Below are 6058 nucleotides of genomic sequence, written 5' to 3' on the forward strand. Positions count from 1 at the left end.
TGCGGTACAACGGTTCGGCTTCGCTGCGGCCCAGCAGGCGGTACACCTTGGCCTGGCGCTGGCGCACCTGTGGCAGGTTGTCCGGCAGGTTTTGCAGGTTGGCCAGGCTGGCGTGCAGCTTGCCCTCGTTGGCCATGTCGTCGGCCAGGTTCAGCGATAATTCCTGATCGGAGTTGGGCTTGGCACAACTGCCCTGCGCGCTGAAACCCGCCCACGGCAGTTGCCCGTTACTGGCGCAACCACTTAACAACAACAGGCTGCAGGCGACCATCAATGTCTTCATTGCATGTCCTCTCAAGGCACGAAGGCTTTGGCGATGGCGATAAAGCCAGGGCCGGCCAATACGATCAGTAATGCGGGAAACAGGAACAGCATCATCACCACGGACATTTTGGCGGACATCTTGGAAATGTATTCCTGCAGGCGGGTCAGGCGCCGGTCATCCAGCAACTGCTTGAGCGATTGCAGCGACTTCATCGCCCCGCCGCCCTGATGCAGAAGTTGCTGGAGGATCAGGCACGTGTCGCTGAGTTCATCGACGTCCAGCATCTGGCTGGCCTTGTTCAATTCCTCCCCCAGTTCCAGCCCGGAATCGACGCGTGCCAGCACCAGGCGCAGTTCGGCGGTCAGTACCGGCAGCAACTTTTGCGCGTCGTAGGCCATGACCCGCAGCGCCTGCTCCACGGCCATGCCTGACTCAAACAGAATGCGCACCAGGGGGATGAAGGTCGCTACTTCCCGGGAGATTTTCCCCTGGCGCCTTTTGGCGAGTGCCACCAGTATTCGCTTGGGCAGCAGGTAGCCGATGATCAGGCCCAGCAGGGAGATCACAAACTCATGCTCGGTGCCGGGAAAGAACAGCTCCAGTGTCATCGCGGTCAGCCCCAGCAAAACTATCGGTGAACCGATCTGGCAAGCGGCGAACATCGAGCGTTGGCTGGTTTTTCTCCAGCCCATGCGGTTGAGCAGGATTTGGGTTTCGTTATCGAGGCTGATGGTGCGCTGGCCGATCCGGGTGCTGCCCAACTGGTGCAACCACTCACTCATTTTGTCATTGCGGCTTGGCTCGCCCTGCAGCCGCTGGGCGACCACGCGTTGTTGACGACGACTGCTCAGGATATTCGCCAGCAGCAGTGATAACGCGGCAAGAAACAATACGGCACTGATCAGTATCGCCATCTCAGATACTCCGCAACATGCGCCACAGCGCCACGCATCCGATGACTTGCAAGGCGAACGCACCGAGCATCAGGCGTTGGCCGCTGTGGTCATCCCACATGGCCATCAGGTACGTCGGATTAACGAGCAGGAAGTAGCCCGCGACACTCACCGGCAGTACCGCCAGCACCAGCGCGGTCACCCGGGTTTCACCGGTCATGGCGCGTAATTGCCGTGCGCCCTGGTCGCGCTCGCGGATCATCTTGATCAGGTTTTCCAGCAGCTCACTGGCGTTGCCGCCGTAGCGGTGGTTGACCTTGAGGCCCAGGGCAAACAGGCGCAATTCATCCTGTTCATAAAACTCGGCATAGTCATGAGCGGCCTCCGGCAGGCTGACACCCAATTGCACATTGCGCTTGATACGACCCATGGACTTTTTCAACGGGTCGTCACTGGCATCGATTCCGCTCAGGATGGCGTCCGCCAGGGTGCGTCCGGATTTCAGGCTGCGTACGGCGTGATCGAGCAATTGCGGGAGTTGTTCGATCATCCGGCGCAGCCGCCGCTGGTAGCGTACGGCGATGTACAGGCGCAGTGCCAAGGGCGGTGCCGCCACCATCACAAACAAGCCTATCCACTGGCCCACGAGCCCCCCCAGCAGGGCGCCAAAGGCCCACAGGGTCAGCCACAGGCCGAGGCGCTCGGTTGGCCGGCCGAGGCCTGCACGGATAAACGTGCGTTCCAGGCTGGTGGTCACCGCGTTGTCTTTCATGGCCTGGGGTTGCCCTTCGGCCAGGCGTTCCAATACCCGGTCGGTCTGGGCCTTGCGCAAACCGTTGCGCATCAGGCCTATCCCCAGCACCAGAAGGGCTACGGCGAGTAGGGCGAGCAGAATCGGACCGATCATCGGGTTGCCTCCTACACCGGCAGGTGACCTTCGTGACGCAACTTGTCACCGGCCGGGTTGACCGCTTCGCGCAGGAAGCCAAAGCCGGTGCGCTTGTCGTGGCGAAACAGGGTGTTGGTGACGTACACGTCTTCGCGGATGCCCACCACTTCCACCACTTCGCTGACACAGCGGCGGCCATCGGGCAGGCGCGTCAGCTGGATCACCACATCCAGCGCCGCGCAGATCATTTGCCGCAGGGTTTTTTCCGCGACGACCCGGCCGGTCAGGCCCACCAGGGTTTCCAGGCGCAGCAAGGCGTCCTGGGCGTTGTTGGCGTGCACGGTACTCATCGAACCGTCGTGGCCGGTGTTCATGGCGGTCAACACATCGATGACTTCCACGCCCCGGATCTCGCCGAGGATGATGCGGTCGGGGCGCATCCGCAGGGCGTTGCGGATCAAGTCACTGGCCTTCACTTCCCCATGCCCCTCGGCATTGGGCGGGCGGGTTTCCAGGCGCACAACGTGGGGATGGCCCAGTTGCAACTCGGCCACGTCTTCGATGGTGACCAGGCGCTCGCGGGGGTTGATCAACTGGCTGAGAATGTTCAGCAGTGTGGTTTTACCGGTGCCGGTACCGCCGCTGATCAGGATGTTGCAGCGCTTGCCGACGGCTTCCTTGAAAAAGTCGAAAATGGCCTGGTCGATGGTTTGCATGGCCACCAGGTCGCTGCTTTTAAGCATGTCCTTGCGAAACTTTCGAATCGACAGGCACGGCCCGTCCAGGGCAATCGGCGGAATGATCGCATTGACCCGGCTGCCATCGGGCAGGCGCGCATCGACCATCGGCGACGACTCATCCAGCCGGCGTCCCAGGGGTGCGAGGATGCGCTGCATGACCCGCTCGACATGGTGGTCGTCAATGAAGCGCAAGTCACTTTGTTGCAGCAGGCCATCGCGTTCGACGAATACCCGGTGCGGGCCGTTGACCAGGATCTCGGTGACGGTCGGGTCGCGCAGCAGCACTTCCAACGGGCCGAAACCGGTCAGCTCATCGACGATCTCTTCAGCCAGGCGCTCCATCTCATAGCGGGAAATCGCCAGGTGCATACGTGTGATGTATTCGGCCACCTTGTCGATCACAAACTGCGCCAGGGACTGGCGTGTGCCTTCCAGCAGATTTTTTCCCGAATCCTCGATGGCATCGATGATGTAGCGATGCAGCACCAGCTTCAGGCCGTCGTGATCAGTGTTGCCGACGTTGCCGCGCGGGGCGACGCCAAACAGCTTCTCGCCGTTCATTTGGTCCTCAGAAGGCGGTTGAGCCAATTGGTGGAGGGTTTTTCCAGGCCCTCGGAGCGTTTTGCCAGGCGCTCACCCAAGCCGCGCAACGTCTGTGTCAGGGCTTCCCGTGGGGCCAGGGAGAACAGGGTCTGGGCCTGGTTCTTGGCACTCAGGCGCACTTCCGGGCTCCAGGGCAGGACGGCGATTACCTCCAGCCCGAAGCTATTGCCCAGTGCCTCCGAGTCCGGGGCGGCCCCCTTTAGGTAGCGGTCTACCAGCAGGCGGGCATGGTCGAGTTTCATGCCTTTTTCCCGCCACAGGTTGAGTACGGCCAGGTTGCGGCGGCAGTCCGGCACGCTTTGGTCGGTGCACCACAGCAGTTTGTCGCAATGGCTGACAAAGGTGCGCAAGGCTTCGCTGTCGGGTTGGCCGGTCAGGTTCACCACGATGTGCTGGAAGTGCTGGCGCAGGGCGCTGAGCAACATGTACAACTCGGCCGCGCTGGTACGCTCCAGGGGCTCGTCGTTGTTGTGGTAGGCGAGGATGCGCAGACCGGCTTCGGCGGTGGTGAAGGCGCTGTTGATCAGGGTTGAGTCCAGGCGCCGCAAGTGACGCAGGGCGTCGCCGAAATGAAAAGAACTCTCCAGCCCCAGCAGTGCGAGGCTGTCAGCGAGTGGCAGGCCCAGGTCGAGCAACAGCGTTTGCTGCCCGCTTTTTTGCACCACCAGCGCCAGGTGGCTGGCGATCAGCGCGCCGTCGGCATTGCCTTGGGTGCCGTAGAGCACGGTCAGTCCGCCCAAATGGGTATTCGGGGTGACCGCCGGCAAGCGTTTGCTCAGGCGCCGAACCAGGCCGGCAACCTCACTGGAGCGCGAGCCGTAGGCCACGAAATCCCGTGCGCCGGCGCGCATCGCGTTCAGTACAAGCTGGTTGTCCATGCCATCGCCCAAGGCCACGATGGCAAGCATCGGCTTGGCTTCCAGGGCACCTTCGATCAGGGCGCACTGGGTGGTGACGTGTTCCCGGTCCAGGCCGATGAACACCAGGTTGGCGAACGTCACGTCTACCAGTGCCAACAGTTCGTCGAGGCTGCCGGCACCGGCGCTGACCACTTGCCCCAGGGGCGCGAGTGCGCCCTGAAGCCATTCCAGATCCGTGGTGTTGCGGGTAATTGCCAAAAAGGTCTGGCTCAGGCTCTCACTCATTCGGACAGTCCACTGCGGCGGTCGAAATTGCCGTTTTCGAGGAAATACAGGCGGTACCAGTTAGGGTCGTAATTGCGCAGCTTTTCCCCTGGCAAAGAAGGCAGTTGGGCGTTGGCCGCCAAGGGCTGCACGAGGTGCGGGGTGACGATCATCAGCAGCTCTTTTTCCTGGCGATTGATGCTGGAGTCGCGAAAGAATGCACCGAGGATCGGGATGTCACCCAGGCCCGGGAATTTGCTGACGCTGGAGGTGTTGTTGGTGCTGATCAGGCCGCTGATCACGAAGCTTTCGCCGTCGGCCAGGGAGATGCTGGTGTCGGTGCGCCGGATGGTCAGCGCCGGCACGGAGATACCCTGGATGTTGACCGCGTTGGTGTAGTCCAGCTCACTGACCTCTGGCGCGACCTTCAGGGAAATTCGCCCATGGTCGATGACGGTCGGGGTCAGGGTCAGGCGAATACCGAACTCTTTGTATTCGATGGAGATGGTGTTGCTGCCGCTGCTGGGCACCGGGATCGGTACTTCACCACCGGCGAGGAAGGTCGCACTTTGGCCACTGAGCGCCACCAGGCTCGGCCGGGCCAGGGTGTAGGCAAAGCCGCTGCTTTCCAGGGCGTTGATCATGGCCGAGACACGGCCGCCGCCAAAGCCGATGTTGAAGGTGTCGTTGTTCACCGGGAGCCCACGGAATCCTGTGGCCGCGGGGTTGGCAACATTGTTCGGGGCGCCGAACAGAAAGTTGCCGCCCCGGCCAAAGATCGAGGTACTGGCCTCCTTGAGTTTGGTGCGGCTCACTTCTACAAAGCGGATGTCGGTTTGCACCTGGCTGGGCAGCGTCGGGTCATCGGACGGCGCCAGGGCCAGGCTGGTCAGGGCTGACGTGGCCTTGCCCTTGACGAACACCATGCTTTGGCGCGGGCTGCTGGAGCAGGCCGTCCAGACCATCAGGCTGGTGGTGCCCGAGGCGATGCCGGTGAGCAGGAACGCCTGGTTGCCGTTGACCTGCACATCGGCCACTTTCGGATCGCCAATGGCCAGCCGCGTAATCGGCACCGGCGACTGGATAGCCTGTTGAGCGCCTTCACCCACCTCCAGCACCGCCGGCAGCTGGCCCAGGCCCGTGCAGTTGCCGGGTGCTGCCAGTGCAACGCCGACAGGCAGGCTCAGGGTGAGAAGTGCCCAGAAAATTCGCGAAAAAGACCACACGAAACGACTGCTCATTCAAGGCATCCTTAGCTCTTTCAGGGCGTTTGTTGGGTAACCTGATTGCCACGTATTACTTCGACGCCTGAACGCCTTGGCGCACCATTGCCGGCGGGACTCAGGCCGTTGACCGGCGCTGTACTGAAGGCCAGCTGGTTGAACTGGTAGAGCTCGCGCCGGGTGTTTTCCAGGTGGGTCGCGGACTCCGTTTCACCGGCCCAGTATTGGCTCAGCAGTTGTTCGTCGGCACTGCGCACAGCCAGGCGCAGTACGCCGGACTGGGCTGCGAGCATCAGCCGGCTCAGGAGCTCCTCCGGTACG

The 6058-nt window shown here is 62.1% G+C and carries 5 protein-coding genes and 2 pseudogenes; all 7 read right to left on the bottom strand.

Annotated elements, in window-relative coordinates:
- Positions 1 to 283: pseudogene (locus tag HX846_RS21700) on the bottom strand (hypothetical protein); the annotation flags it as partial.
- Positions 284 to 294: 11 nt separating this feature from the next.
- A complete protein-coding gene (locus HX846_RS21705; protein WP_087693099.1) occupies positions 295 to 1179 on the bottom strand; it encodes a type II secretion system F family protein in 885 nt (294 codons plus the stop codon).
- 1 nt (position 1180) lies between these two features.
- Positions 1181 to 2065: a type II secretion system F family protein gene (locus tag HX846_RS21710; protein WP_003212908.1), complete on the bottom strand. Its 885-nt coding sequence runs from the start codon at positions 2063 to 2065 to the stop codon at positions 1181 to 1183.
- Positions 2066 to 2076: 11 nt separating this feature from the next.
- Entirely contained in the window at positions 2077 to 3348 is a 1272-nt protein-coding gene (locus tag HX846_RS21715) for a CpaF family protein (RefSeq protein ID WP_008438997.1), read from the bottom strand.
- Positions 3345 to 4535 (bottom strand): pilus assembly protein CpaE, encoded by a 1191-nt coding sequence (locus HX846_RS21720; RefSeq protein WP_008438996.1) that lies wholly within the window; start codon positions 4533 to 4535, stop codon positions 3345 to 3347. The genes HX846_RS21715 and HX846_RS21720 overlap by 4 nt, the downstream gene beginning before the upstream one ends.
- Entirely contained in the window at positions 4532 to 5755 is a 1224-nt protein-coding gene (locus tag HX846_RS21725; RefSeq protein ID WP_087693097.1) for a type II and III secretion system protein family protein, read from the bottom strand. Before HX846_RS21725 ends, HX846_RS21720 begins: the two co-directional genes overlap by 4 nt.
- 20 nt (positions 5756 to 5775) lie before the next feature.
- A pseudogene (locus HX846_RS21730) lies at positions 5776 to 6058 on the bottom strand (Flp pilus assembly protein CpaB); the annotation flags it as partial.

This window comes from Pseudomonas sp. K5002 (genome assembly GCF_013386655.1).
In the GTDB taxonomy this organism is placed as follows: domain Bacteria; phylum Pseudomonadota; class Gammaproteobacteria; order Pseudomonadales; family Pseudomonadaceae; genus Aquipseudomonas.